The following is a 23382-nucleotide window of genomic DNA, read 5'->3' on the forward strand; positions in this document are numbered from 1 at the left end:
CCGTGGGGTTAGGTAAAGCACATTTTTATAGCACAGTTCGGGTCATTGAGGCCAGAAAAAGCAGGAGAATCAATGGATAAGCAGATTTACGTGGTTGGGCACCGGAACCCCGACACCGACTCCGTCGCTTCGGCTCTGGCCTACGCGGCGCTCAAGAACCACCAGGGGCAGATGAACGTGACCGCCGCCATGGCCGGCGAGCCGAACCCCCAGACCCGCTACATTCTGGAACGGCTCGGGATCGAGGCGCCGATCTACCTGGCCGACGTCCATCCCAAGGTCTGCCACGTCATCAACCGCCAGCCGGTGACGGCCGTCAGCAGTACCCCCCTGCGGGATGCTCTGGGGATCTTTCACAAGCACGGCATCAGGGTATTGCCGGTGGTTGACGAGGGTGGCGCACCCCTGGGGCTCGCGTCGCTCCTCAAACTCTCCGAGAAGTACCTGGTGGCCGGCACCGACCGAAAGCGGGGGGTCGACGCCTCGCTCCGCACCCTGGCCTCCTGCCTGGACGGCACCTTCCTGACCGGCACCCCGACCGACGAGGTGGAGCACCTCCATCTCTTCATCGGCGCCATGCTGGAGGAGTCGTTTTCGAGCCACATCGAAGGGTATGACCCTGCATCGCTCCTCATCATGACCGGCGACCGCCGCAGCATCCAGCAGGCGGCCATCGAGCGGGGGGGGCGGCTCCTGGTGGTAACCGGCGGCTTTCCGTTGGCCGATGGCCTCTTGGAGCAGGCGCGGGAGCAGGGGGTGACGGTCGTCTCCACCCCCCACGATACCGCCACCGCCGCCGGTCTGGCCCGCCTCTCAACGCCTCTCTCCCACTTTGTGGAGGCGAAGTTCGAGCAGATCGGGGTGGCCGAGCCCCTGGAGCACCTGCGCCTCAAGCTTCTCCACTCGGGGGAGCCGGCGGTGATCGCCGTGGAGGAGGATGGCACCATCGCCGGCGTCGCCACCAAGTCGTCGCTCCTGGCGCAGATTCCCTACTCCCTCATCCTCGTGGATCACAACGAGCTGGCCCAGTCGGTCCCCGGGGCCGAAGTGGTGGAGATTCTGGAGGTGATCGACCATCACAAGCTGGGGAACCCCCCCACGAATCAGCCGATTACCTTCATGGCGGCACCGGTGGGGAGCACCTGCACCGTGGTGGCCTCCCTCTACCGGGAGCGGGGGATTGAGCCCGACCAGAAGGTGGCGGCGCTCCTTCTGGCCGGGGTCCTCTCCGACACGGTCATCCTCAAGTCCCCCACAACCACCAGCCGGGACCGGGAAATCGTCCGGTGGCTCGAAGAGCGGGCCGGCCTCGATCACGTGGCATTCGGCAAGGACATCTTCTCCGCCTGCGGCGGCTTCTCGGCCCATGGCACCCCGGAGAAGGCGATCCGAGCCGATTTCAAGCATTTCACCGCCGGCGACACCCTCTTTGGCGTGGGGCAGGTGGAGGTGGTGGGGTTCGACGAGTTCTTCGACCTGAAGGAGACCCTCCGGGAGACCCTGAGGAAGGTGAAGGAGGCGGACCGGCTCCACCTGGCAGGCTTCATGGTGACTGACATCTACAGCGAGACGACGCTTTTCCTGGCCGAAGGGAAGAATGAATTGGCCCACATCATGGGGTACCCCCAGGTGGAGCCCCACCTCTACGAGCTGAAGGGGGTCATGTCCCGCAAGAAGCAGATGGTGCCGCATCTCTTGAAAGTACTGGGGAAGCTCTAGAACGATGAATTTTCTCGAACGTCTGAACAGCGAAGTCCTCGTGGGGGACGGTGCCATCGGCACCATGCTCTATGCCAAGGGGGTCTCCCTCGACGCCAACGTGGAGCACCTGAACCTGGTGCGGCCCGAGTTGGTCCTGGAGCTCCACCGGGAGTACCTGGCCGCCGGGGCGAAGGTTATTGAAACCAACACTTTTGGCGCCAACTGGACGAAACTCTCGGCCATCGGCCTCGACAAGCGGGAGCGGGAGATCATCCTGCGGGGTGCCCGGCTGGCCCGGGAGGCCGCCGAGGGGAGCGATGCCTTCGTGGCCGGCTCCATGGGACCCCTGGTGAGGGTGAAGGGGGACGAGCGGGAGCTTTCCCCGGCCGAGACCACGGAGATCTTCCGCCGCCAGGCCCTGGCCCTGGCCGAGGGTGGGGTCGATCTCCTCATCCTGGAGACCTTCACCGACCTGGGACAGATTCTCTGTGCCTTGACGGCGGCCCGGGAGACGGGGCTTCCGGTCGTGGCGAACATGGCGTTTCTGGAGAACGGCCGCCTTGCCGGTGGGGCCGACGTGGAACGGGCGGCGCGGGAGCTGACCGACGCGGGCGCGGACGTGGTTGGGGCCAACTGCGGCGCCGGCCCCCTGGAGGTTCTCGGCACCATCCGGCGCATGGCCCGGGCAACCCGGCTTCCCATCGCGGCGTACCCCAACAGTGGCTTCCCCGAATACGTGAATGGGCGTCACGTCTACCGCACCACACCCGACTACTTTGCCGAGCGGGCCGCCGAGATGGTGGGAGCCGGGGCGGGGCTCGTGGGGGGATGCTGCGGCACCACGCCGGAGCATATCCGGCGCCTTGCCGAGAGGCTGGCAGGGCTGCGCCCCGCGGTCCGGAGCGTGGCTGCCCCTGTTGTGCCGGCAGAGGAACAGCGGGAGGCGGTTGCCGAAGTTGGAGGGTTCCTGGCCCGCTGGGGGAAGGAGCCGGTGGTCACCGTAGAGCTGGACCCCCCCAAGGGATTCGACTGCGGGAAGATTATCGAGGGGAGCCGGGCCCTGAAGGCCGCCGGGGCCGATGCCATCAATATCGCCGAAAACCCCCTGGCCCGCATCCGGATGGGGAACATCGCCCTGGGGCATCTCATCCAGCAAGAGGTGGGGATCGAGGTCATCGTCCACGTTACCTGCCGGGACCGCAACCTCCTGGGGCTCCAGTCGGACCTCATGGGGGCAAGCCTCCTCGGTATCCGGAGCATCCTCGCCGTCACCGGGGACCCGGCCCGGATCGGGGAGCAGGCCGGGGCCTCCTCGGTCTTCGACCTGAACTCCTTCACCCTCATCAAGCTCCTGGCCGACCTGAACACGGGGGTGAACGCCCTCGGCAACCCCCTTGGCCGGGGGGCCGGGTTTGCCATCGGCTGTGCCTTCAACCCCAACAGCCAGCGGATGGAGGTCCAGGCGGAACGCCTCGCCAAGAAGGTTGCCAACGGGGCCCGCTTCGTCCAGACCCAGCCTCTCTACGATCTGGTACGCCTCGACGAGATGCTGGAACGGACGGCCCATCTGGGGGTACCGGTGCTGCCGGGAATCCTTCCGCTGGTCAGTGAGCGCAACTGCGAGTTCCTCCACAACGAGGTGCCGGGGATCGTGATTCCCGAGGATATCCGGGCCCGGATGCGGGGGAAAGAGAAGGACGAGGGAGTCCGGGAAGGGCTCGCCATCGCCCGGGAGTTTATCGACGCCGTCCGGGGCCGGGTCGGCGGCTTCTATCTCATGCCCCCTTTCGGTCGTTACGAGATCGCCGTTGAACTGGTGCGGCACATCAAGGGGAAATAACGGTTTCCCTTGTTGTCATCACAGGAGGTGCCCATGCGTATCCAGCGAGTTGCATCGTTTTTCCTACTGCTTTTTTTTCTTGCCGGCTGTCGCAACACCTATCTGGTGGCGCAGCGGTTCGAAGACAGCTCCCGGGAATACGACCGGCTGGTGCGCTGGCAGGAGCATGAAAATGCCTGCATGAGTTTCGCGGTTTCCACTGTCGCCGATGAATGCCTCGCCCGGGCCAAGGCGGCCAAGGGGGTCTCCATGGCCGATTACCGGGTGAAGAGGGTGGATATGGATCCGGAGAAGGGGACGGCGACGGTGAGGGTGGAGATCGACTACTACATTCTTCCGTCCACCCGGCTCAAGACCCTGGAGGACGTCCAGCAGTGGCGCTACGAGGAGGTCGGCGGAAAGGAGCGCTGGCGCATCGTGACGCCGCTTCCCGAGTTCAAGTGATTCGTATCATCGCGGTGTTTCAATGTGGGCAATAATGTGGTAAACAGTAGGGACTACCAGGCGTAATGCCAGACACCAAAGGAGCGCACCGTATGTCAGACAAAAACACCGAAACCGCTGCTATCTTGGCCTTCTTCGCCGGCGCGGCCCTTGCGGCCGGTGCCGCTCTCCTCCTTACTCCCAAGACCGGCCGTGAAGTCAGGGAAAAGCTCGGCGATGTCACCGAGGATGCGGTTGGGAAAATCCGCTCGGCAGTCCGCGAGGCGAAGTATAAGGTCGCCCCCAAGGCCAAGGACGAGCCCGGAGGTATCGAAGGCGGCAGCTGCTGGATCTAGGAAACAACAACGCCCCGCTCCACCAAAGGAGACGGGGCGTTTTCGTATGCGGTTCCGAGGTGGACTTTCAGGCAGACTCGTAGTCGACTGCTACCACCGATGACGATACCGCTTTCATGTGGGGGATCACCTCGCCGGCATGGTAGGGGTGGACCTGGTAGGCCTGGAGGTCTTCCATCGAGTCGAACTTGGTCACGAGGGCCAGATCATAGGATCGCTCGGACCTGATCACGTCAACCCCCACTTCCAGGTGGCGAAGAAGGGGGATTTCCCCCCTCATGCTCTCCAGCTTTTCCCTCGTTGCGGTCACGTTGGCCGGCGTGGGATCGTGGAGCTTGAAAAAGACTATGTGGGTTACCATCGATTCATCCCTCCCTTGAGTAGTAGTTCCTGACGCTGTCCTGTCGTGTATTTCCTCTCTGCTGCCGGCCGCAACCATATCACATGAGTGCTCCCATTGCCACCGCGGGCGTGTGGTTACGATTTTTCATGGTAGAGTTGTAGCTAACTCAGGCAAAGGAGGTGCCGTCATGGTGAAGTTCTACGATCCGAAGGATCGGGCCGATCAGGCCCGTGTCGAGGCTATCCTTAGAGGAAAGGGGATCGAGTACTTTCTGCTGCCCGAGCCTCAGGAGGGAATCGGGCCCCAGCAGATTCACGTGGCCGAGGAGGATCTCCCCTTCGCGGAGGCCCTGCTGCGGAAGGGATGAAAAAACGGCCCGTCGTTGCCGGCGGGCCGCAGGTATCCCGTGTGTGCAGCCGATTACTGCTGCTGGGGGACGATGGTGATCTCTACCCGGCGGTTCATGCTGCGCCCTGCCTCGGTGCTGTTGTCGGCAATGGGCTTGCTCTTGCCGAAACCGATGGCGTTCATGCGGGCCGGGGCCACGCCGCGGGCTGCCAGGGCGTTCTTGACGGCAGTGGCCCGGCGCTCCGAGAGCGTCTGGTTGAGGGCGTCGCTTCCCGTGCTGTCGGTGTGGCCGGCGATGGTGATGGTCGTTGCGGGATACTGGGTGAGGACCTGGGCCACCCGGGTGATTTCATCGTTTGCTCCCGGCTGGAGGACGGCCGAATTGATGGGGAAGAGGATGTCCGATTTGAAGGTGACGGCAAGGACGTTCTGGTCACGCTGGATGCTTGCTCCCTCTACATTGGCAACGGCCTGCCGCATGGCTTGTTCCTGCTTGTCCATGTAGTTGCCGATGGCTCCGCCGGTGAGGCCGCCGGCCAACGCGCCCGCCGCCGCGCCGATGAGGGTTGATTCCGTGTTGCGTCCGATTGCCTGGCCGAGCCCCGCGCCGACCGCCGCGCCGACACCAGTCCCTAAGGCGGCTCCCGTCTGGGTCCGGGTCATGGGTTGAGCGCAACCGGTTAGGGCTGCCATGGCGATGGTGAGAGCGCAGAGTGCTGTCCGTTTCATAATTCCTCCCTGGTGGATAAAGATACTGTTGCTCATTAACGAGGCAGTATAGCATATCAGCCGGGGGAGACAACCACGAAGGGGACGGGTCTGTATGGACTTGCGGAATGTGCGGGGCCGAATAAGGCGTCCGGGTGGATAGGGCGCGCCCCCTTCCCGGCAGGAGACGAGGGGGCGCTGCGCCCTGGTTCTCGCTATGCTGCGCTCTTTCCGGGAGCGACGGCTGTCTCTTCGGGCCGTCGCACCTCTTCCTCCTCGATGATGGAGGCAAAACGGATGATCCCCGGGACCAGCTTGAGCGTGATGATGAGCGAGGCGAATCCGAGGAGGCCGCCGGCGAGAAGGCCGTACTCCCCGGTTTCGGGCGCGGCAACCGGCAGGGCGTAGGATGCCACACTCAGGATGACGAGAAGGACGATCAGCAGAACGGCAAAACCAAATCCAAGAGTTTTCATGACTGCCTCCTTTTCGCTGCCGGGTTTTTGTTGGTCAGGGCTAATCATAGCACCGCGAATAGCGTATACAATATGCCTATTTTTTCCATACGCCACTTTTTCCGGGGAGGTAACTGACTGTATATTGGGCAGCTGTTTTGCGAGCGAACGAGGCGGCCCGGCCAAGGGGGAGCTTGCTTTACATGCCGGGTTTCGGCGCTATTCTTGGTAGGTGGGAGGTGGTTCCCGGTGGTAGCCGCCTCAACTAAATACAGGGAGGTTAGTCATGAAACTGAGTGCACGAAACGTACTTCTCGGAACGGTCAGCGGCATTACCAAGGGGGCGGTGAACGCCGAGGTTTCTCTGACCCTCAAGGCGGGGACCCCGGTTACCGCGGTCGTCACCAACACCAGCGTCGATAACCTGGGGCTCGCCGTCGGCAAGGAGGCCCATGTCATCGTCAAGGCCAGCTCGATCATTGTCGGCACTGATCTCCACGACGCCAAGGTAAGCGCCCGCAACATCATGTGCGGCACGGTGGTGAAAGTGATCGAAGGGCCGGTCAGCACCGAGGTGGACGTGGAGATTGGCGGAGGGAGCACCCTCAGCGCGGTCATCACCCATGAAAGCGCCAGAAACCTCGGCATCAAGGAGGGGGGGCATGCATGCGCCCTCTTCAAGGCTTCGAGCGTTATCCTTGGGGTCAGCTGACACCCCGCGGGGGAAACGCGCCCGGCCCGTGCCTGAAAAGTGGGCGTTTCCCCCTTGTTTGCCCGTCGTTGTGTCACTGGTGCGATGACGATTCGGCCCCTTGAGGATCAATTTTGCAGTACCTGTCCGGAATGACTTTTGGTATGCTGCGCAATGCCGGTCGGCATCACTCTTGCGAGGGGAGGGTGCGCAGCCGGACTCCGGAGTCGGTTTCCCTGTTCCGGGAAAAAAGGTCCCCGAGGAGAATGCTATGAAGAACATGATCATGAATGCCATCACCCTTGCTTTCTGTTGTATCCTGTTTGCGGCACCGGCTGCGTTAGCCGGCGAGTTGAACCTCTCGGCGGCGGCAAGTCTTAAGGATGCCATCAACGAGCTTTCCGCTGTGTTCGTGCAAAAGCATCCCGAGGTGAAGATCGCGAGGAATTACGGCGGATCCGGCGTCCTGGCCAAGCAGATCGAGCAGGGTGCACCGGCCGACCTCTTCATCTCCGCCAACCCGGAGTGGCTGGACTACCTCAGGGAGCGGAAACTTGTGGAGCCCACCACCATCGGCACTTTCGCCTACAACACACTGGTCTTTGCCGGTGCGGCGAAGCAGCAGACGGCGGGGATGAACGATCTGCCGAAGCTGCGGAAGATCGCCGTCGGGAGCCCCCGGAGCGTGCCGGCGGGCGAGTACGCCCTGGAGGCCATGCGGAAGGCGGGTATTGAGAAGGAGCTGGCCGGAAAGCTCGTCATGGCCAAGGATGTGCGGGAGGCCATGAAGTACGCCGAACTGGGAGAGGTTGACGGCGCCTTCGTCTATCGGACCGATGCGCTGCTGCTCGGGAAGCAGGCGAAGATACTCTTTGTTGTTCCCGAGGGGCTCCACGGCCGGGTCACCTACCCCCTGGCCCTCACCGTGGCCGGAGCGAAGAAGAAGGAAGCCCGTGGGTTTCTCCGCTTCCTCCAGTCGGTGGAGGCGAAAAGAGTTCTTATCAGGTATGGCTTTGCGGTGAAATAATCCGCCCATGGTCTCCTTAACTCCCGCAGACATCGATGCCATCCGGCTCTCGGCCAAAGTCGCCCTTGCGGCGACAATCATGTCGCTCCCCTTCGGCATTGCCGTTGCCTACGCGATGAGCTACTGCTCCTTCCGGGGGAAGACCTTCGTGGAGGTGCTTCTCAATCTCCCCCTGACGCTCCCGCCGGTGGTGATCGGCTATCTGCTCCTCCTCCTGCTCGGAAAGAAGGGGTGGGTGGGAGGGATGCTCGACGCCGCGGGAATACGGATCATCTTCACCTGGTACGCCGCGGTCATCGCCTCGGCGGTGGTGGGGTTTCCGCTCCTGGTCCGCTCCATCCGGATCGCCATGGACTCCATCGACGGGCGCCTCATCCAGGCGTCGCGCACCCTGGGCGCCCGCTGGAGCGACACCCTTGCCACCGTCATTCTCCCCCTTTCGCTGCGGGGGATCGTGGCCGGCTCGTCCCTCATGTTCGGCCGCAGCCTCGGCGAGTTCGGCGCCACCATCATTGTTGCCGGCAACATCCCCGGCATTACCCAGACCATCCCCCTGGCGGTTTACGACTATGTGAGCGCCCCTGGCGGCGAGGGGGCTGCCCTGGCCCTCTGTCTCGTTTCGGCGGGGCTCTCCCTGCTGGTCCTCTTTTTCCATGAATACCTGGCGCGCCGCATGGCGAGGAGGGACTGAGATGGAATTGCGGGTGAGGGGCACCAAGACCTTCGGGGCGTTCCATCTGGCGGCTGATTTCACTGTCGAGGGGAACCGCATCGGCATCTTCGGCGAGTCAGGGAGCGGCAAGTCGACCCTGGTGAACATGCTTGCGGGGCTCGAACGCCCCGACAGCGGCGAGATCCTCCTGGACGGGGAGCCCCTCTTCGCCGCCGACCGCCGCATCAACGTGCCGCCGGAGCGGCGACGGGTGGCCCTCGTCTTTCAACATCCCCACCTCTTCCCTCACCTCTCGGTCAGGGGAAACCTCCTCTATGGCTGGAAGCGGTGCGCCATGGCGAACCGCCAGGTGGGGCTCGACGACATCGTCGACGTGCTGAAGATCGGCCGCCTCCTGGACCGGGGAGTGACCAACCTTTCCGGCGGGGAGAAACAGCGGGTAGCCCTTGGCCGGGCGCTCCTCTCCAACCCCCGGCTCCTCCTCATGGACGAGCCCCTGTCGGCCCTGGACGACACCCTCCGCTTCCAGATCATCCCGTACCTGCGGGGGGCCTGCGAAGCCCTCGCCATCCCGTACCTCTTCATCTCCCATTCCCTGGTGGAGATGCGGCTCATGGCCGAGCGGGTCATCGTCTTCAGCCAGGGATGCCAGGTGGCCGACACCACGCCGGACGCCCTGGCCCGCAACCGCATGGGGGACAGCCCCGTGGGGTACATCAATCTCCTGCGGCTCACCGACCCCTGCGACAATGACGGCCTCATCTCCTACGCCTGGGGAGGGACCCGGCTCTTTCTCACCGCCCCACCGGGGGAGGGAGAACTTCTCTTCGAGCTCTCCTCAAAGGACATGATCCTTTGCAAGAAGCACCCCGAGGCCATCAGCGCCCGGAATCTCTTCCACTGCACGGTAATCGGGATTTTCGAGGCGGGGCGGAAAGCGGGGGTGGAGCTCCAGTGCGGCACCGGGCGGCTGGTGGCCGAGGTGGCCGCCGAGGCGGCCCGGGAGTTGGAACTTACCGTGGGGAGCGAGGTCTTCGCCGCCGTGAAGGCGTCGGCCTTCCGGCGGTTGGGGTAGGGGCGACGGTTACGATTTCTCCGCCGCGCCGCAGGCGCAGGAACAGGAGCACGCCATGCCGTCGGCCTTGCCGAAGGCCTCACGCCCCTCCCGGAAGGCGAGCCAGGCAATGGCCAGGGAGCCGAGGGAATCGAGATACCCGATGCCGGTCAGCTCATAGCCGGCGCTGGCCGCCAGAAGAACCACCGACAGCAGCAGACAGGCCCGGGAGCAGGCGGCGTCGGCCAGGATGGCCGGCGAGTTGAGGGCCTTCCCCACCTTCATCTTGTGGCGGATGAGGAGCCACATGAACGAGATGGATACCAGCGACACCACGATCCCCCAGACGGTGGTCTCCGGGCGGTGGCCGCTGTAGATGCTGAGACCCGCCGTGACCACGAGCCCCGCCGCAAGCAGGTAAAAGGCTCCCCCCGTGATCCGCAGTGCCCGCCGTTCGAAGGAGTCCCGCTTCTCCTCCTCCCCCCGCCGGAGCCGCCGCACCATGTGCCAGATACCCACCCCCGAGATCACCTCCACGAAGGAGTCGAGCCCGAACCCGAAGAGGGAGAGGGTTTCGTCCGCCGCGCCGAACCAGACCGACACAATCCCTTCAATGATATTGTAGCTGATGGTAATGAGGGCCAGGATGGCCGCCTTTCGATAGAGCTCCTGAAGCCGAAGAAATTTGTCACAGAGCATACTAGATAGGTCTCCTTTGAGTATTAAGGCTCAGAACGCCCGCCAGATGAACCAGGCCCCGGCCAGTGCGATGATGAAACCGCTCACCCGTTTTCCCCAGAGGGAGATGTCGGCTACCCCCCGTGAGGCGGCGAAGGCCTCCACGAAGCCGGTGAAGGTGCCGGCGGCAAGCATGAGGAGGCAATGGCCGAGGGCGTAGGTGAAGAGGAGGAACGTCCCGTACAGGACATTCCCCTTCAGGGCTGCGAAGGAAAGGATGGCGACGAGGACCGGCGTGGCGCAGGGGGATGAGGCGACCCCGAAGAAGAGACCGAGGAGGAGCGCACCCACGAGCCCGCCCCGCTTCGGCCTGAATTGGGGCAATGCCGGCAGCCGCAGCTCGTAGAGCCCCAGCATCTGGAGCCCCATGGCCACCGCCACGGCGCCCACGGCCACGTACCACCATCCCCCCACGGTGCCGAACATGGTCCCCAGGAGCGCCGCGGCAGCGCCGAAGATAGTGAAGGTAAGCGACAGACCGATGATGAAGGAGAGGGAGTAGAGAAAGGCCTTCTTCCGGCTTTCTCCCGCATGCCCCCCCACGAATCCCACCACCAGCGGAATGGTGGCCAGGACGCAGGGGGAGGCAGACGAGAGGACTCCTCCCATAAAGACCGCGCCGAAGGCCAGAAGCGGCTGCGTCGCGACAATCTGCTCGATATTGTCGAGGAGGCTCATCGCACGCCCAGGGCATTCAGTTCCTTGACGATATCAGTCTTGTCCATGAAGCCCATGTGGCGCTTCACTTCCTTCCCCTGGGCGTCGAAGAATATCTGGGTCGGGATCATCTGCACCCGGAACCGCTTCGGTGCGGCCTGGTTTTCATTGACGTCGATGAACAGAATAGATGCTTTGCCCCGATATTCCGTTGCCAGTGATTCGAGGATCGGCGCCATCTTCTTGCAGGGTATGCAGTATCTCGCTCCCAGGTCGATGACCGCCGGTTTGCCCGAGGCAAGAACCTGGTTGATGACGGTATCGCTGGCCGAGGGAAGCTCCGCCCGCGCGACGGTTGCGGTGAGGAGCAGGAAAAGGACAGCAAGAAAGCGCATCACAGCATCCCCCTGATCTCGTCCGGCGAGGCCACCTTGCCGGAAAACTTCACTACCCCGTCGACCACCAGCGCGGGAGTGCTCATCACCCCGTACTTCATGATCTTCTGGATTTCTTCGACTTTGATGACCTCAGCCTCCTTGCCGCTCATCTCCACGGCCTTCTTCGCGTTCTCGTAGAGGGTTTTGCATTTGGCGCAGCCAGTGCCGAGCACTTCGATCTTCATTAGCGTTTCTCCTTTCGTTGTGGATTAAAGAATCGCGTTGAACAGATATCCCACAATGACGATGGCCACGGCAACGGTGCCGAAAAAAACCGCCAGGAGCCGGTTCTTGAGGACGTTTTTCAGAATGATGGCCTCGGGGAGCGACAGGGCCGTCACCGCCATCATGAAGGCGAGCACCGTCCCCATGGCCATCCCCTTGGCGGTCAGGGCCTGAACGATGGGGATCACCCCGGCGGCGTTGCTGTAGAGCGGTACCCCGAGGGCCACGGCCACCGGCACCGCAAAGGGATTGTCCCTGCCGGCCCAGCGGGCCAGAAAATCCTGAGGGACGTAGCCGTGGATGAAACCGCCGATGCCGATGCCGACGACCACGTAAAGCCAGATTTTCTTTAGGAGTCCGATGGTGTATTCACGGGCATAGTCAAACCGTTCGGACCAGCTCTGTTCGGTAATCTCGGCATTTCCCACCTGCATCTCCCACACGTAATCCTGGACGTGCTTCTCCATCTTCAGCCGCCCGATGACGATACCGGCCACGATCGCCACCAGGAGTCCCGTGCCGATGTAAAGCAGCGCGATTTTCCACCCGAACATCCCCCAGAGCATGATGAGGGCCACCTCGTTTACCATGGGCGAGGAGATAAGAAACGAGAAAGTGACCCCAAGGGGAACCCCTGACTCCACGAAGCCGATGAAGAGCGGCACCGCCGAACAGGAGCAGAAGGGGGTCACGATCCCCAGGAGCGCCGCCATAATGTTCCCCACGTATTCCCGCTCATGGGAGAGGATGCGCTTGGTCCGCTCCGGGGGGAACCAGGAGCGGATGATGGCGACGACGAAGATGATGACCGTGAGGAGGAAAAAGATCTTGAGGGTGTCGTAGATGAAGAAGTTGAGGGCTTCCCCCAGACGGCTTCCGGGGGAGAGGCCGAAGAGATAGAAGACAAGGTAGTCGGCGAACGGTTTGAACATTACGGGCTCCATGAATGCAAGACGAGACGGTCATGCATTCAGGTGAGAAGTTTATCCTTATCGCAATCCGAGGGCTTTGTAAGCGGCCGCGCGGATCAGGTCGGCCGGGATTTCCTCATGGGTTTTCCCCTCGAATTCAATGGTCCTGCAGGATGTTTCGGCGCCGGTGAGGCAGGAGCAGGACTGACAGGTATTCTCCGAGGCCTGTGCTTCGGCGAGAAGTTCCTCCAGGGGAATCCCGTTGAGAAGGATCAGGTTCGATTCGGAAATCCGTTCCTCGGTCAGTCTCGTCTCGGTGAAGACAATCCTCACTCCTTGGGGTGAAAGTTCATCGCGGAGCCCCGCAATGACTCCTTCAAGGCTCTGCCCGGTTGCCGAGCAGCGAATGCAGGTTGCCCCTTCCTTGTCATAATGCCGCCATTCAATGGTTAGATCCTTCATGGCCTGGCTCCTGTCGGGTTCTCTCATTCTTTGAACCCATCAAGTATTTCACCGATCTTCCGGGAAAATTTTTCACCCTTGTGAATCTGAACCTGCCGCACCTTCTCTGCAATCTTGATGGCGTTGCAGATCTCGCCGGGGGTTGCGCCGGCCTCACGGGCCGCCTTGAGATGGTACTCCAGTCAATCGTCGCAGCCCGAGCCTATGGATGCGCCGATGGCGACGAGTTCCAGGGTTTTGCGGTCGATGATTGGCTTACGCTTTTTTTCCGTTTCGATGCGGCATTCGTTCATGTTTTCCCTCCTTTATGCTTGAGCTGGAAACCAGCGGCGCTGGAACCAGAACGCTACGTTCACCAGTCCGATCATCACCGGCACTTCCACCAGCGGCCCGATGACCGCCGCGAAGGCCGCGCCCGAATTGAGGCCGAAGACCGCCACCGCCACGGCGATGGCCAGTTCGAAGTTGTTGCTGGCCGCCGTGAAGGCCAGGGTCGTGGTCTTCGTGTAGTCGGCCCCGAGCCGCTTACCCATCCAGAAGGAGATGAGGAACATGACGATGAAGTAGATGAAGAGCGGGATGGCGATCCGTACCACGTCCAGGGGGAGTTGGACGATCAAATTCCCCTTGAGGCTAAACATCACCACGATGGTGAACAGCAGCGCCACAAGGGTGATGGGGCCGATGCGGGGCACCACCTCCCGGTGGTAGCGCTCCTTCCCCATGATCTTCACGCCCACGAGCCGCGTCAGCGCCCCGGCGATGCACGGGATACCCAGGTAGATGAAAACGCTCTCGGCGATCTGACGGATGCTCACCTCCACAAGGCTCCCCGAAAGGCCAAAGAGGGGCGGCAGCACCGTGATGAAGAACCAGGCGTAGACGCTGTAGAAAAGGACCTGGAAGATGCTGTTGAAAGCCACAAGCCCGGCGGCGTACTCGGTGTTCCCCTTGGCCAACTCGTTCCAGACGATGACCATGGCGATGCAGCGGGCCAGGCCGATCATGATGAGCCCCACCATGTACTCCGGCTTGTCGGGGAGGAAGGCAATGGCGAGGACGAACATGAGCGCCGGCCCGATGAGCCAGTTCTGGGCGAGGGAGAGGCCGAGGATTTTCTTGTTCCTGAAGACTTCGGGCATCTCCTCGTACTTCACCTTGGCAAAGGGGGGATACATCATGAGGATGAGGCCGGCGGCGATGGGGATGTTCGTTGTCCCCACCTGGAAACGGTTGATGAACTGCTCCACGCCGGGGACGAAATATCCAATGCCGACGCCGAGGGCCATGGCGGCGAAGATCCAGAGGGTGAGCCAGCGGTCGAGGAAGGATAGGTTGCGGGATACATGCTCACTCATGGGTTCCTCCGCTCAGGTGGGCAGTCAGCTCCTGTCGCATCTCATCCCGGACCCGACGAAATTCGGCCATGATTTCCTCTTCGGTGCCAGTGGCCCGTGAAGGGTCGTCGAACCCCACGTGCTCACGCTGGACTCCGCCGACAAAATAGGGGCATTTCTCGGTGGCATCGCCGCAGAGGGTGATGACCCGGTCAAAGGTCTGCCCGTCGAATTCAGCGAGATTCTTGGAACGCTGATTGGAGATATCGATCCCCAGTTCAGCCATGACCCTGATTGCCCGCGGATTGACGGCGGTTGCCTCCGTGCCGGCGGAGAAGGCCTCCCATTGTCCGCCGAGAAAATGGTTTGCCAGCCCCTCGGCCATCTGGGAGCGGTTGGCGTTGTGGGTGCAGAGGAAGAGGACGCGATGTTTCATAGAAACTCCTGTGAGGTGTGTATCCGGATACGCGGATGAGGCGAAACAAAAAAATCAGGCGCAGCGATTCCCCTGGCCAAAGCCGGCGAGGCGTTCGCGGTCGGCAATGGCAACCGGTTCCGTGGCAAGGTACCGTGCCAGGAAAGCCTGGAGTTCGCCGCGCGAGGGTATGTCTGAGGGGGCAAGGGAGTAGTAGACCCAAACCCCTTCCCTGCGGTCATCCACCCAGCCGGCGTTCTTGAGTTGGGCTAAGTGCCGCGACACCGTGGACTGGGGGAGCTCCAGGGCCGCCATGAGATCGCAGACGCAGAGCTTCTCCTCCGCCAGGAGGAGCGCCAGGATCCGGAGGCGGGTTTCGTCGGCAAGGGATTTGAAAAGACGGGCTGCCTGCTTCATGGGAAAAATATATCCGGATAAACGGATGGAGTCAAGGGATGAATTCAGGGATTATCCTTCCGACTCGACGGGGTTCTCTAGGCTCAGGACGCCGGCGCTCTCGTCGTAGGCGAAGATCTCGGCGTTGCGCCCCCATTCGATGACGACCCTCAGGACCCGCTGGGCCTCGTCCTCGCTCAGGTAGTCCTCCAGTTCCCGGAGAAAGCGCTCTTCCGGGGCGCGGTTGCCGGGGCGCTCGTCGAGGACCCGGCGGATGTGGGCCGCCAGCGACACCCGGCGCACCAGGTGCTCGGCAAAGATCTCCTTCTGCCGGAGGATGTCGGCCTCGGCAAAGCTCCTTCCCGAGGGGGTGAGTTCCACGTCGCCCGCCTCCACCCGGGCGAAGCCGAGGATCTCCAGTGCCTCCAGGAGCGGGAAGAGGTGGTCGACGCTGAGCCCCTGGTCGTCGGCGATTTCGGGGAGGTCGGCTCTGCCCCGGTAGGGCTCCCGGGCCAGGGCATCGATAAGGCCCGTGAGGCGGGAGACGGAAGCATCGGGGAGACGGTGGCCGATGGGGACCCCTTCGGGGCGCACGCCCCCGCGGGGCTTTTCGGTCATGAGGGCGTAGACGTCGTCCACGAGCTTGCGGAAAGCAGGGGCTTCCCGGTCGCGGGGGTGGGGAAGGGGGACCGGCACTTCGGCGACAATCCGGCCGGGGGAGCTGCCGAGGATGACGATCCGGTTGGCCAGGAGGACCGATTCCTCGATGTTGTGGGAGACGAGGATGATCCCCCGGGTCGGTATCCGCCGCTCGATCCAGAGCTCGATCAGGTCGGTGCGCAGGGTCTCGGCGGTGAGGACGTCCAGGGCCGAGAAGGGCTCGTCCATGAGGAGGAGGTCCGGCTCCACCACCAGGGCCCGGGCAAAGCCGACCCGCTGGCGCATCCCGCCGGAGAGTTCCTTGGGAAAGGCGGACTCGAAGCCGTCGAGGCCGATCAGGTCGATGGCCTCCAGGGCGCGGCGGCGCCTTTCCGCAGCCGGCACCCGCCGGGCGAGGAGGCCCAGTTCCACGTTTTCGAGGACCGTGAGCCACGGCATGAGGGCGAAGGTCTGGAAGACCATGGCCACCCCCTCCACCGGGCCGGTGACCGGATTTCCCCCGTAGCTGACAGTGCCGCCGCCCGGGGGGACGAGCCCGGAGATGATGCGGAGAAGGGTCGATTTCCCTGAACCCGAACGGCCCAGAAGCGCAACGATTTCACCCTCACCCACGGTGAGGGCCACGCCATCGAGGACGAGGTGCTCATCCCCCTCGGTCTTGCGGTACGATTTCCTGATGTTGTCGAGCCGGAGCAGTTCGGCAGACGCTGACGTTGTCATGGGCGATTCCTAGTCAAGGCGATACCTGGTCTGGGCCAGAAGATAGAGCCTGCGCCAGAAGAGGCGGTTCAGGCAGACGACGAAGATGCTCATTACCCCGATGCCGAGAACGATGTGGGGGTAGTCCCCCCGCTCGGTCCAGCGGGCAATGGCCGAACCGAGGCCGGTGGCAGTGAGGGTGGTGGGGCCCCAGCTCACCATCTCGGCAACGATGCTCGCGTTCCAGGTTCCCCCCGATGCGGTCACAAGCCCCGTCACGAGGGAGGGAAAGATGCCGGGGAGGAGGAGCCGCCGCCAGAGCTCCCACCCCGACAGCCCCAGGTTTGTCGCCGCTTCCCGCAGGTCGTTGGGGATGGCGGAGGCCCCGGCAATGACGTTGAAGAGGATGTACCACTGGGTGCCGAGGATCATGAGGGGGGCGGTCCAGATTTCGGGATTGAGCCGGAAGCGGACGATGAGGACCACCACTACCGGGAAGAAGAGGTTTGCTGGGAACGCGGCCAGGAACTGGGCAACCGGCTGGATGCGTGTCGCCCACCGGGGATTGAGGCCTATCCTGACCCCCACGGGGACCCAGAGAAGCGACGCCAGGGCGAGGAGGACCGTCACCCGTGCCAGGGTAGCCAGACCCAGCCCGAAGACGGAGAGCACCTCGCGGAGGGGGATGACGCTCACGAAGGTTGCCAGCTTCCAGAGGCCGTAGAGCGCCGCCAGGGCGAAGATCGCGTTCCAGGCGAGATCGATGGTCCTCTGTATTTCCGGCCGGATGGAGCGTCCCGACTGGCGCCGGATGCGGCGGGGCCGGGGAAAATGCTCTGCAAGCTGTGCTGGCAGCGTGCCAACCAGACGAAGAAGCCGACCCATGAGCCGCGTCCGGGTGAAGATGGTGAGAAGCCACGATTCCGGGGGAGCGCCCGATTCGGTGAGCTCCACCCGGAATTTTTCGGCCCATGCCACGAGGGGGCGGAAGAAGAGCTGGTCGTAAAGGAAGATGACCAGGGCCATGGTCGCCAGGGCCCATCCTATGGCGCCCAGGTCCTGCCGGTGGATGGCGAGCGCCATGTAGGAGCCGATGCCGGGGAGGGTCACGGAGGTCTTCCCCACGGTGATCGCCTCGGAGGCCACCACGAAAAACCACCCCCCCGAGACCGACATCATAATGTTCCAGATGAGGGGGGGGACGCCGAAGGGAGCCTCAACCCGCCAGAACCGCTTCCAGGGGGAGAGACCGAAGATGGTGGCCGCTTCGCCCAGGTCCTTGGGGACGGTTTTCAGCGACTGGTAAAAGCTGAAGGCCATGTTCCATGCCTGGGAGGTGAAAATGGCAAAGATGGAAGCGGCCTCGACCCCCAGGAGGCTCCCCGGGAACAGGGAGATGAAGCCGGTTACGGTCACGGAGAGGAAGCCGAGGATCGGCACCGACTGGAGGATGTCGAGGGCCGGCACGAGGATCGGGCCGAGTCGGCGGCTTTTGGCCGCCAGGGTTGCGTAGGTGAGGGTGAAGGCGAGGGAGAGACCGAGGGCCGCCCCCATCCTGATTACGGTCCGCAGCGCGTAGTAGGGGAGGTGCCACGGATCGGGGGAGAGGGAGGGGACCGTCTTCCCCGGCACATAGGGGAGGGCCATTTCCCGGCTTCCCCAGGCGAGGAGCGCGATGATGCCCATGACAAGAAAGAATGCCGCCAGATCCCAGGCATTGGGCGTCGTGAGCTTTCCGCGGAAGTTGTCGTCGGTGGTGTGGGGCTGCACGGGTTACCTTTCCTTGTCACGGGGAGGATTTCCTTATCAGGTGTTGGATGCTGCAGAGTGGTGAATGTCGTGTCGTTATGCCGTCTCTCCCGTGTGAGTGGCGGGAGCAAACCGTGATCCATCGGCGGCCCCACCGCTTTCCGATGGGGCGAGGTGGGGCCTGAAAATCCAGTAGAGCCCCAGGGCCGAGAACCAGCAGATGGCCGCGGACCAGACCATGTGCGAGAAAAAGTGGGCTCCCCGTGCCATCTGGGCGTAGCCGTAAATGGTGCCGAGTGCGAATCCCGTTGCGAGGCCTGCCCGGGCGATCTTGGCGCGGCGATCCCGCAGGGCGAAGTATATGGCCATGAGGGAAAAACCTCCGGCGGCGTGTACCGCCGGAAAGCAATGCCCGTTGTTGGCGCCGGGGGGATTTCCCTCGAAGAGCCGGGTGTAGGGGACCGGCCCGCCGTAGCGTTCCACGGACCAGGGACAGTGGCGGCCGGATAAACCCCTGCCGACGGCAACGAGGCAAATGCCGATGCCTATGGCCATGGCCAGGTAGAGGGCGGCCCACCGGAAGGGGCGCAACCGGACAACCTGGAACGACAGGACCCAGGCGATGAAGGAAAGCGATGTGACCGCGGCGATCAGGTCACGCCCCCGCTCGTGGATGAGCCATTGGGCCCACCACGAGTACCGGGCCGGCCAGGTGCCGGCAGTGAAATCGTAGAAGCGGTCAGCCAGGACCAGGTCCACGTGGGTAATCTCGCAGGCCGTGGCCGCGAAAACGAAGAGGAGAAGCGGCACGATCCCGTGACTGAGCCAGAAGGGAGCATCAAGGGGCGCGGTCGTACGTGTCTTCATGGTCAGGGGAGCCTGTTGAGCCGATTCTTGTAAATATAGTTCGCCCCCTGGTACCAGGCAAGGGCTTTTTGGAGGGACTGTTCATCCATGGGGAGCGGCTGGGTGTCGCCGCTGCGGCGGTCGAACCGGGCCAGGGTTGCCCCTTTCTGGGGGCTGAGGATCAGGAGCCGGTCACCCTCGATGTAGCCCAGCTTCTGGTAGGTGGAGATGAAGGCCCGTTCGGGCTGCGTGTCGGCCTTGAGGATGTCGCGCCCCAGGAAGTCGGTGGTGTAGCTCATGTTGAGGAGTCCGAGCACCGTGGGGGCCACGTCGATCTGGCCCATCATCCGATCCACCTTTCCCGGCGTCACGTTGTGGGGGGAGTAGACAAGGAGCGGGATCTCGTACTTCTTCACCGGCAGTTCGGTCTTGCCGGCGCTGCCGGCGCAGTGGTCGGCAATGAAGACGAAGACGGTATCCTTGAACCAAGGCTCCTTCCGGGCTTCTTCGATGAACTTCCCGATGGCGTAGTCGGCGTATTTCACCCCTCCGTCACGGCCGGTCTTGGAGGGAATGTCGATTTTCCCGTCCGGATAGGTGAAGGGACGGTGGTTGGAGGTGGTCATAAGCATGTTGAAGAAAGGGCGCCCCGCCTCAAATGACTTCCGCGACTCCTTGATGGTCTTGCGGTAGAGGTCTTCGTCGCAGACTCCCCAGACGTTGGCGAAGGTTATCTCGTCCTTGGCAAAGCTGTTGCGGTCGACAATGTCGAAGCCGTTGCCGGAGAAAAAGGCGTTCATGTTGTCAAAGTAGCCATATCCCGCGTAGATGTAGCGGGTGTCGTACCCCTTCTCCTTCATGATTTCACCCCAGGACCGAAAGCCGCCGTTATTGGGGCGCTTCACGATGGAGGTGCCCGGAAGCGGCGGTATCGAGAGGTTGAGGGCCTCCAGCCCCCGGACCGTCCTGGTGCCGCTGGCGTAGAGGTGGGTGAAGAGCAGGGAATCCCTGGAGAGACGGTCGATGTTCGGCGAGAGTCCCTTGGTGTTGCCGAATATTCCGAGGTACTCGGCACTCAGGCTCTCCTCCACCACCACGATGACGTTGAGCCGCTTTTCCTCTCCTTCGCCGGTGATCTGCCGGGTCATGCGGGGCGCCGGGGTGGTGAAGTGGTTGTTGCGCTCCTCCACCAAGCCGCGGAGCCGGGCCAGTACCTGCCGGTCGTCCCGGGTCACGTAGAACTGTCTGAAGTCGAGCTCGTTGTTGCGGAAGGCCGCGAAGAGGCCATAGAGGCCGTTGCCGGCCAGTTCGTTGGCGTAGCTGTTGGGGGAAATCTCCGTGCCGGAAATGTTCACGAGGAGAAGGGCTGCCAGGGGGGCGGCAAGGAGCGTGGCGCCCAGACGACGGTGGCGGCCGGCAAAGGTCGTGGCGGCGGCCCGGTCGATGGCGGAGCGGAGCAGGAATACCGCAACCAGGGAAATAGCAAAGATTCCGCCGAGAATCGGCGCCAGGGGGTACGACTCGCGGATGTTGCCGATGACCTCATGGGTGTAGATCAGGTAATCCACGGCAATGAAGTTGAAGCGGGTCGAGAACTCCTCGAAGAAGAAGTACTCGGCCACGGCGCCGAAGATGAGGGCGTAGAGGATGATGAAGATGGCGGTGCGGACCACCCAGCGGTGCCCGCTGCTTCCCGCGAGCCGCCGGGGGGCGAGGATCAGGTAGAGGGCCGCCGGGATGAGGAGATAGGCGAGGGCCGCCGCGTCGAAAATGAACCCTGTTCCGTAGGCCTTTGCCACCAGGGGGAGGGTGAGCCCGGACCCCTTGGGGACCATGGTGAGGAGAACGGTACGGGTTATGATGGAGATGGCGAGAAAGATGAGTGAGAAGAGGGTGATGATGCCAAAGGTACGGCGCTTGGTCATGGGGGCTCCGCTGACAGGAGATAGCACTTCAGCGGAAAATTTTACCAGAGACAACCTGACCGGACCATGACGGGAAGATGACAATTTCGTCATCTTCAAAAGTTACAATGGTGACGGAGCTGCGGGAAAGTGGAGCGTCACGGCGGTTCCCCGCCCCGGTTCGCTGGAGACCGAAACGCTTCCCCCGTGGAGGTCCATGATGGAGCGGACGATGGCGAGGCCGAGGCCGGTCCCCTGGGCATTGAGGGCGCGGGCCTCGCTGCTGCGGTAGAAGCGGTCGAAGACCCGGAGGAGATCGTCCGGCGCGATGCCGATGCCGGTGTCGGTAACGGTGAGATGGGCGGCGCCGTCGTTGTCCCGGGTGAAGGAGACGGTGATCGCCCCTCCCGTGGGGGTGTAGCGGATGGCGTTGGAGAGCAGGTTGCCGACGGCCCGCTGGAAGAGGAGCGGGTCAGCATGTATCTCACCCCGGCCGGAGCAGGAAATGGTTATCTCCTTCTCTTCCGCCAGGGTGCCGTAGAAGTCCAGGAGCAGTTCCAGTTCGCCGCGCATGTCCAGGGGGATCGGCTCGATCCGTTGCTCGGCCCTGGCCAGGAAGAGGATGTTGTCGATCAGGCGCGAGAGGCGCTCGTACTCCTCAAGGCTCGACTCGATGACCCGCCGGTACTCTTCGGCGGAGCGGGCCCGGGAGATAGCCACCTCGGCCTCGCCCCGAAGGATGTTGATGGGGGTGCGGATTTCGTGGGCCAGGTTGGCGGAGGATGCTTCGAGCCGGTCGAAAGACGTTTCAAGGCGGTCGAGCATGCCGTCGAAGGCGGCGGCGAAACGGGCCAGTTCCCGGGGCCATACCCGGGCACCGAGGCGTTCATCAAGGGTCGTCACATCGATGCGTCCGGCCGCACCGGTAATCTCTGCCAGGGGGCGGAGGCCCCGGCGCACCACCACGGCACTGAGAGCGGCCGAAAGGCAAATGCCGGCCAGAAACACAAAAGCCATCTTCTGCTTGTATCCCTGAAGGATATCCTCGTCGTCGGTCACGTCGAGGGCCACCTGGATAAAGCGGGATGAAAGCCCCTTCTCCGACATTCCCCAGGCGGAGTTCAGCAGATAGATCCGCCCGTCTTGCACGTGGAGCTTTTTGCCTTGGCCGATGGCGCGGGAATCCCGGGCTGGCGGGGGGAACTGGCGGGCAGGAACAATGCGGTCCATTCCCCGTGTCTCCATGACCACATTTCCCTGCCGCCCCATGATTCGAACCAGGTAACGGGTGTCCTGCCGCAGGGCCCCTTCCCAGTTGACTTCCTGATCAAGGTGGGCGGAGTCGTCGGGGTAGCGGGCAATGATCGCCTCGATCACCCGTATTTTCTCGATGATGAAGTTGTTGTCCTCGAACTCCAGGTCGCTTGCCAGGGCGAGAAACTGGAAGACGATGACAAAGAGGAGAACACACGTGGTGGCCAGGGTGGAGAGGATGGTGAGCCGTGCGGTGAGGGAGAGAGCCCCCGGGTGGGTCACTTCACGCTCCGTCGAGGACATAGCCTGCTCCGCGGACGGTACTTATCAGCTTTCGCTCGAAGGGGTCGTCGACCTTGCGCCGCAGGCGGCGGATTGCCACGTCGACGATATTGGTGTCGCTGTCGAAGTTTATGCCCCAGACCTGGTCGGCGATGAGGGCTCGGGAGAGGACCTCCCCCTTGCGGCGGAGCAGGAGCGACAGGAGGAGAAACTCCTTGGTGGTGAGGTCGAGGGGGGTCCCTCCCCGCCAGGCCTTGTGGCCCACCAGGTCCATTTCCAGATCGTCGACCCGCAGGCGTTCCGGCTGCCGTGCCGGTCCCCGGCGGAGGATGTTGCGGGCCCGGGCCAGCAGTTCCGAAAAGGCGAAGGGTTTCACCAGGTAGTCGTCGGCCCCCAGCTCCAGCCCTCGCACCCGGTCCTGGACCGCGTCCCGGGCCGACAGGTAGATGACCGGCACCTCGCTCCCCCCGCGCCGCAGCTCTTCCAGCACCGACCAGCCATCCCGGCCGGGGAGCATGATGTCGAGGATGACGAGGTCGTAGGCCTCGGTACGGGCCAGGTGGAGACCATCCTCGCCGTTTTGGGCCGTGTCCGCCGAAAAGCCGTTCTCAGTGAATCCTTTCTGAAGATACGCGGCGGCCTTTTTCTCGTCTTCTATGATCAGGATGCGCATGGAAACTCCGGAGCCCAAGGGTAACGCTGAGAATTGTAGCGCGGCCCCCCTCGGGACTGCAACCCTTTCCCTTGGGGAGAAAATGAAAAAGGCCGCCCGAAGGCGGCCTCCCATAATC

General features: G+C 63.1%; 27 protein-coding genes. 9 read left to right on the forward strand and 18 right to left on the reverse strand.

All coding sequences use genetic code 11. The features are described 5' to 3' along the window. Positions 1-72 precede the first annotated feature (72 nt). From KJB29_RS08590 to KJB29_RS08605, 4 genes are all read left to right on the forward strand, one after another. Complete coding sequence (locus KJB29_RS08590) at positions 73-1719, forward strand: putative manganese-dependent inorganic diphosphatase (protein ID WP_215734254.1); 1647 nt, start codon at positions 73-75, stop codon at positions 1717-1719. A 4-nt stretch (positions 1720-1723) separates the two neighbouring features. After that, positions 1724-3541 carry a bifunctional homocysteine S-methyltransferase/methylenetetrahydrofolate reductase gene (locus tag KJB29_RS08595; protein WP_215734255.1) on the forward strand — a complete coding sequence of 606 codons (1818 nt, stop codon included), beginning with the start codon at positions 1724-1726 and terminating at the stop codon, positions 3539-3541. Positions 3542-3574: 33 nt separating this feature from the next. Next, a complete protein-coding gene (locus KJB29_RS08600) occupies positions 3575-3985 on the forward strand; it encodes a hypothetical protein (protein ID WP_215734256.1) in 411 nt (136 codons plus the stop codon). Between the two features lie 92 nt (positions 3986-4077). Then, entirely contained in the window at positions 4078-4320 is a 243-nt protein-coding gene (locus tag KJB29_RS08605) for a YtxH domain-containing protein (protein WP_215734257.1), read from the forward strand. A gap of 67 nt (positions 4321-4387) precedes the next feature. Here KJB29_RS08605 and KJB29_RS08610 read toward each other — a convergent pair whose 3' ends face one another. Continuing rightward, complete coding sequence (locus tag KJB29_RS08610; protein WP_004512203.1) at positions 4388-4681, reverse strand: Dabb family protein; 294 nt, start codon at positions 4679-4681, stop codon at positions 4388-4390. A gap of 169 nt (positions 4682-4850) precedes the next feature. Between KJB29_RS08610 and KJB29_RS08615 the strand changes: the two genes are divergently transcribed. Beyond that, positions 4851-5030: a DUF2007 domain-containing protein gene (locus KJB29_RS08615; protein WP_215734258.1), complete on the forward strand. Its 180-nt coding sequence runs from the start codon at positions 4851-4853 to the stop codon at positions 5028-5030. Positions 5031-5083: 53 nt separating this feature from the next. Here KJB29_RS08615 and KJB29_RS08620 read toward each other — a convergent pair whose 3' ends face one another. Together KJB29_RS08620 and KJB29_RS08625 are read right to left on the reverse strand one after the other, a co-directional pair. After that, the gene (locus KJB29_RS08620; protein ID WP_004512205.1) at positions 5084-5740 is read right to left on the reverse strand and encodes a YiaD family glycine zipper/OmpA-like lipoprotein; all 657 of its coding nucleotides are present in this window, start codon (positions 5738-5740) and stop codon (positions 5084-5086) included. A 194-nt stretch (positions 5741-5934) separates the two neighbouring features. Continuing rightward, on the reverse strand, positions 5935-6195 hold the full coding sequence (locus tag KJB29_RS08625; RefSeq protein WP_215734259.1) for a hypothetical protein: 261 nt from the start codon (positions 6193-6195) through the stop codon (positions 5935-5937). A 265-nt stretch (positions 6196-6460) separates the two neighbouring features. Between KJB29_RS08625 and KJB29_RS08630 the strand changes: the two genes are divergently transcribed. The 4 genes from KJB29_RS08630 (at position 6461) to modC (ending at position 9640) form a co-directional block, all read left to right on the forward strand. Further along, a complete protein-coding gene (locus KJB29_RS08630) occupies positions 6461-6886 on the forward strand; it encodes a TOBE domain-containing protein (protein ID WP_215734260.1) in 426 nt (141 codons plus the stop codon). 250 nt (positions 6887-7136) lie between these two features. After that, complete coding sequence (modA, locus tag KJB29_RS08635) at positions 7137-7892, forward strand: molybdate ABC transporter substrate-binding protein (RefSeq protein WP_215734261.1); 756 nt, start codon at positions 7137-7139, stop codon at positions 7890-7892. 7 nt (positions 7893-7899) lie between these two features. Then, positions 7900-8583: a molybdate ABC transporter permease subunit gene (gene modB / locus KJB29_RS08640; RefSeq protein ID WP_215734262.1), complete on the forward strand. Its 684-nt coding sequence runs from the start codon at positions 7900-7902 to the stop codon at positions 8581-8583. A 1-nt stretch (position 8584) separates the two neighbouring features. Continuing rightward, the gene (gene modC, locus KJB29_RS08645) at positions 8585-9640 is read left to right on the forward strand and encodes a molybdenum ABC transporter ATP-binding protein (protein ID WP_215734263.1); all 1056 of its coding nucleotides are present in this window, start codon (positions 8585-8587) and stop codon (positions 9638-9640) included. Between the two features lie 9 nt (positions 9641-9649). Here the strand turns inward: modC and KJB29_RS08650 are convergent, their stop codons facing one another. The 15 genes from KJB29_RS08650 to KJB29_RS08720 all read right to left on the reverse strand — a co-directional run bounded on the left by KJB29_RS08650 (position 9650) and on the right by KJB29_RS08720 (position 23264). Further along, positions 9650-10318: a cation efflux transmembrane domain-containing protein gene (locus tag KJB29_RS08650; protein ID WP_215734264.1), complete on the reverse strand. Its 669-nt coding sequence runs from the start codon at positions 10316-10318 to the stop codon at positions 9650-9652. 30 nt (positions 10319-10348) lie between these two features. Beyond that, positions 10349-11035 (reverse strand): cytochrome c biogenesis CcdA family protein, encoded by a 687-nt coding sequence (locus KJB29_RS08655; protein WP_215734265.1) that lies wholly within the window; start codon positions 11033-11035, stop codon positions 10349-10351. Then, positions 11032-11409: a thioredoxin family protein gene (locus KJB29_RS08660; RefSeq protein WP_215734266.1), complete on the reverse strand. Its 378-nt coding sequence runs from the start codon at positions 11407-11409 to the stop codon at positions 11032-11034. The genes KJB29_RS08655 and KJB29_RS08660 overlap by 4 nt, the downstream gene beginning before the upstream one ends. Beyond that, positions 11409-11636 carry a thioredoxin family protein gene (locus KJB29_RS08665; RefSeq protein ID WP_215734267.1) on the reverse strand — a complete coding sequence of 76 codons (228 nt, stop codon included), beginning with the start codon at positions 11634-11636 and terminating at the stop codon, positions 11409-11411. The genes KJB29_RS08660 and KJB29_RS08665 overlap by 1 nt, the downstream gene beginning before the upstream one ends. Positions 11637-11660: 24 nt before the next feature. After that, positions 11661-12608, reverse strand: coding sequence for a permease (locus KJB29_RS08670; RefSeq protein WP_215734268.1), 948 nt, complete (start codon positions 12606-12608; stop codon positions 11661-11663). A gap of 57 nt (positions 12609-12665) precedes the next feature. Beyond that, positions 12666-13049, reverse strand: coding sequence for a DUF2703 domain-containing protein (locus KJB29_RS08675; RefSeq protein WP_215734269.1), 384 nt, complete (start codon positions 13047-13049; stop codon positions 12666-12668). Between the two features lie 305 nt (positions 13050-13354). Then, positions 13355-14407: an ACR3 family arsenite efflux transporter gene (gene arsB / locus KJB29_RS08680; RefSeq protein WP_215734270.1), complete on the reverse strand. Its 1053-nt coding sequence runs from the start codon at positions 14405-14407 to the stop codon at positions 13355-13357. Beyond that, positions 14400-14822, reverse strand: coding sequence for an arsenate reductase ArsC (locus KJB29_RS08685; RefSeq protein ID WP_215734271.1), 423 nt, complete (start codon positions 14820-14822; stop codon positions 14400-14402). Before KJB29_RS08685 ends, arsB begins: the two co-directional genes overlap by 8 nt. A gap of 54 nt (positions 14823-14876) precedes the next feature. Beyond that, positions 14877-15218, reverse strand: a complete 342-nt coding sequence (locus KJB29_RS08690; protein ID WP_215734272.1) for an ArsR/SmtB family transcription factor — start codon at positions 15216-15218, stop codon at positions 14877-14879. A 51-nt stretch (positions 15219-15269) separates the two neighbouring features. Beyond that, positions 15270-16577, reverse strand: a complete 1308-nt coding sequence (locus KJB29_RS08695; protein ID WP_215734273.1) for an ABC transporter ATP-binding protein — start codon at positions 16575-16577, stop codon at positions 15270-15272. 9 nt (positions 16578-16586) lie between these two features. Beyond that, entirely contained in the window at positions 16587-18326 is a 1740-nt protein-coding gene (locus KJB29_RS08700; protein ID WP_215734274.1) for an ABC transporter permease, read from the reverse strand. Between the two features lie 75 nt (positions 18327-18401). Further along, entirely contained in the window at positions 18402-19172 is a 771-nt protein-coding gene (locus KJB29_RS08705; RefSeq protein ID WP_004512221.1) for a phosphatase PAP2 family protein, read from the reverse strand. Between the two features lie 2 nt (positions 19173-19174). After that, complete coding sequence (locus KJB29_RS08710) at positions 19175-21076, reverse strand: LTA synthase family protein (RefSeq protein WP_215734275.1); 1902 nt, start codon at positions 21074-21076, stop codon at positions 19175-19177. Between the two features lie 102 nt (positions 21077-21178). Further along, positions 21179-22612 carry a heavy metal sensor histidine kinase gene (locus KJB29_RS08715; protein WP_011365675.1) on the reverse strand — a complete coding sequence of 478 codons (1434 nt, stop codon included), beginning with the start codon at positions 22610-22612 and terminating at the stop codon, positions 21179-21181. Further along, positions 22593-23264 carry a heavy metal response regulator transcription factor gene (locus KJB29_RS08720; protein WP_004512224.1) on the reverse strand — a complete coding sequence of 224 codons (672 nt, stop codon included), beginning with the start codon at positions 23262-23264 and terminating at the stop codon, positions 22593-22595. Before KJB29_RS08720 ends, KJB29_RS08715 begins: the two co-directional genes overlap by 20 nt. Positions 23265-23382: the final 118 nt, after the last annotated feature.

The sequence above is a fragment of the Geobacter grbiciae genome, from assembly GCF_018531165.1.
Taxonomy (GTDB): Bacteria; Desulfobacterota; Desulfuromonadia; order Geobacterales; family Geobacteraceae; genus Geobacter; species Geobacter metallireducens.

Bases quoted from the DNA above. Each gene is read 5' to 3' on its own strand.
- KJB29_RS08590 (WP_215734254.1), top strand. From the start codon at position 73: ATGGATAAGCAGATTTACGTGGTTGGGCACCGGAACCCCGACACCGAC.
- KJB29_RS08595 (WP_215734255.1), top strand. From the start codon at position 1,724: ATGAATTTTCTCGAACGTCTGAACAGCGAAGTCCTCGTGGGGGACGGT.
- KJB29_RS08600 (WP_215734256.1), top strand. From the start codon at position 3,575: ATGCGTATCCAGCGAGTTGCATCGTTTTTCCTACTGCTTTTTTTTCTT.
- KJB29_RS08605 (WP_215734257.1), top strand. From the start codon at position 4,078: ATGTCAGACAAAAACACCGAAACCGCTGCTATCTTGGCCTTCTTCGCC.
- KJB29_RS08610 (WP_004512203.1), bottom strand. From the start codon at position 4,681: ATGGTAACCCACATAGTCTTTTTCAAGCTCCACGATCCCACGCCGGCC.
- KJB29_RS08615 (WP_215734258.1), top strand. From the start codon at position 4,851: ATGGTGAAGTTCTACGATCCGAAGGATCGGGCCGATCAGGCCCGTGTC.
- KJB29_RS08620 (WP_004512205.1), bottom strand. From the start codon at position 5,740: ATGAAACGGACAGCACTCTGCGCTCTCACCATCGCCATGGCAGCCCTA.
- KJB29_RS08625 (WP_215734259.1), bottom strand. From the start codon at position 6,195: ATGAAAACTCTTGGATTTGGTTTTGCCGTTCTGCTGATCGTCCTTCTC.
- KJB29_RS08630 (WP_215734260.1), top strand. From the start codon at position 6,461: ATGAAACTGAGTGCACGAAACGTACTTCTCGGAACGGTCAGCGGCATT.
- modA (WP_215734261.1), top strand. From the start codon at position 7,137: ATGAAGAACATGATCATGAATGCCATCACCCTTGCTTTCTGTTGTATC.
- modB (WP_215734262.1), top strand. From the start codon at position 7,900: ATGGTCTCCTTAACTCCCGCAGACATCGATGCCATCCGGCTCTCGGCC.
- modC (WP_215734263.1), top strand. From the start codon at position 8,585: ATGGAATTGCGGGTGAGGGGCACCAAGACCTTCGGGGCGTTCCATCTG.
- KJB29_RS08650 (WP_215734264.1), bottom strand. From the start codon at position 10,318: ATGCTCTGTGACAAATTTCTTCGGCTTCAGGAGCTCTATCGAAAGGCG.
- KJB29_RS08655 (WP_215734265.1), bottom strand. From the start codon at position 11,035: ATGAGCCTCCTCGACAATATCGAGCAGATTGTCGCGACGCAGCCGCTT.
- KJB29_RS08660 (WP_215734266.1), bottom strand. From the start codon at position 11,409: ATGCGCTTTCTTGCTGTCCTTTTCCTGCTCCTCACCGCAACCGTCGCG.
- KJB29_RS08665 (WP_215734267.1), bottom strand. From the start codon at position 11,636: ATGAAGATCGAAGTGCTCGGCACTGGCTGCGCCAAATGCAAAACCCTC.
- KJB29_RS08670 (WP_215734268.1), bottom strand. From the start codon at position 12,608: ATGTTCAAACCGTTCGCCGACTACCTTGTCTTCTATCTCTTCGGCCTC.
- KJB29_RS08675 (WP_215734269.1), bottom strand. From the start codon at position 13,049: ATGAAGGATCTAACCATTGAATGGCGGCATTATGACAAGGAAGGGGCA.
- arsB (WP_215734270.1), bottom strand. From the start codon at position 14,407: ATGAGTGAGCATGTATCCCGCAACCTATCCTTCCTCGACCGCTGGCTC.
- KJB29_RS08685 (WP_215734271.1), bottom strand. From the start codon at position 14,822: ATGAAACATCGCGTCCTCTTCCTCTGCACCCACAACGCCAACCGCTCC.
- KJB29_RS08690 (WP_215734272.1), bottom strand. From the start codon at position 15,218: ATGAAGCAGGCAGCCCGTCTTTTCAAATCCCTTGCCGACGAAACCCGC.
- KJB29_RS08695 (WP_215734273.1), bottom strand. From the start codon at position 16,577: ATGACAACGTCAGCGTCTGCCGAACTGCTCCGGCTCGACAACATCAGG.
- KJB29_RS08705 (WP_004512221.1), bottom strand. From the start codon at position 19,172: ATGAAGACACGTACGACCGCGCCCCTTGATGCTCCCTTCTGGCTCAGT.
- KJB29_RS08710 (WP_215734275.1), bottom strand. From the start codon at position 21,076: ATGACCAAGCGCCGTACCTTTGGCATCATCACCCTCTTCTCACTCATC.
- KJB29_RS08715 (WP_011365675.1), bottom strand. From the start codon at position 22,612: ATGTCCTCGACGGAGCGTGAAGTGACCCACCCGGGGGCTCTCTCCCTC.
- KJB29_RS08720 (WP_004512224.1), bottom strand. From the start codon at position 23,264: ATGCGCATCCTGATCATAGAAGACGAGAAAAAGGCCGCCGCGTATCTT.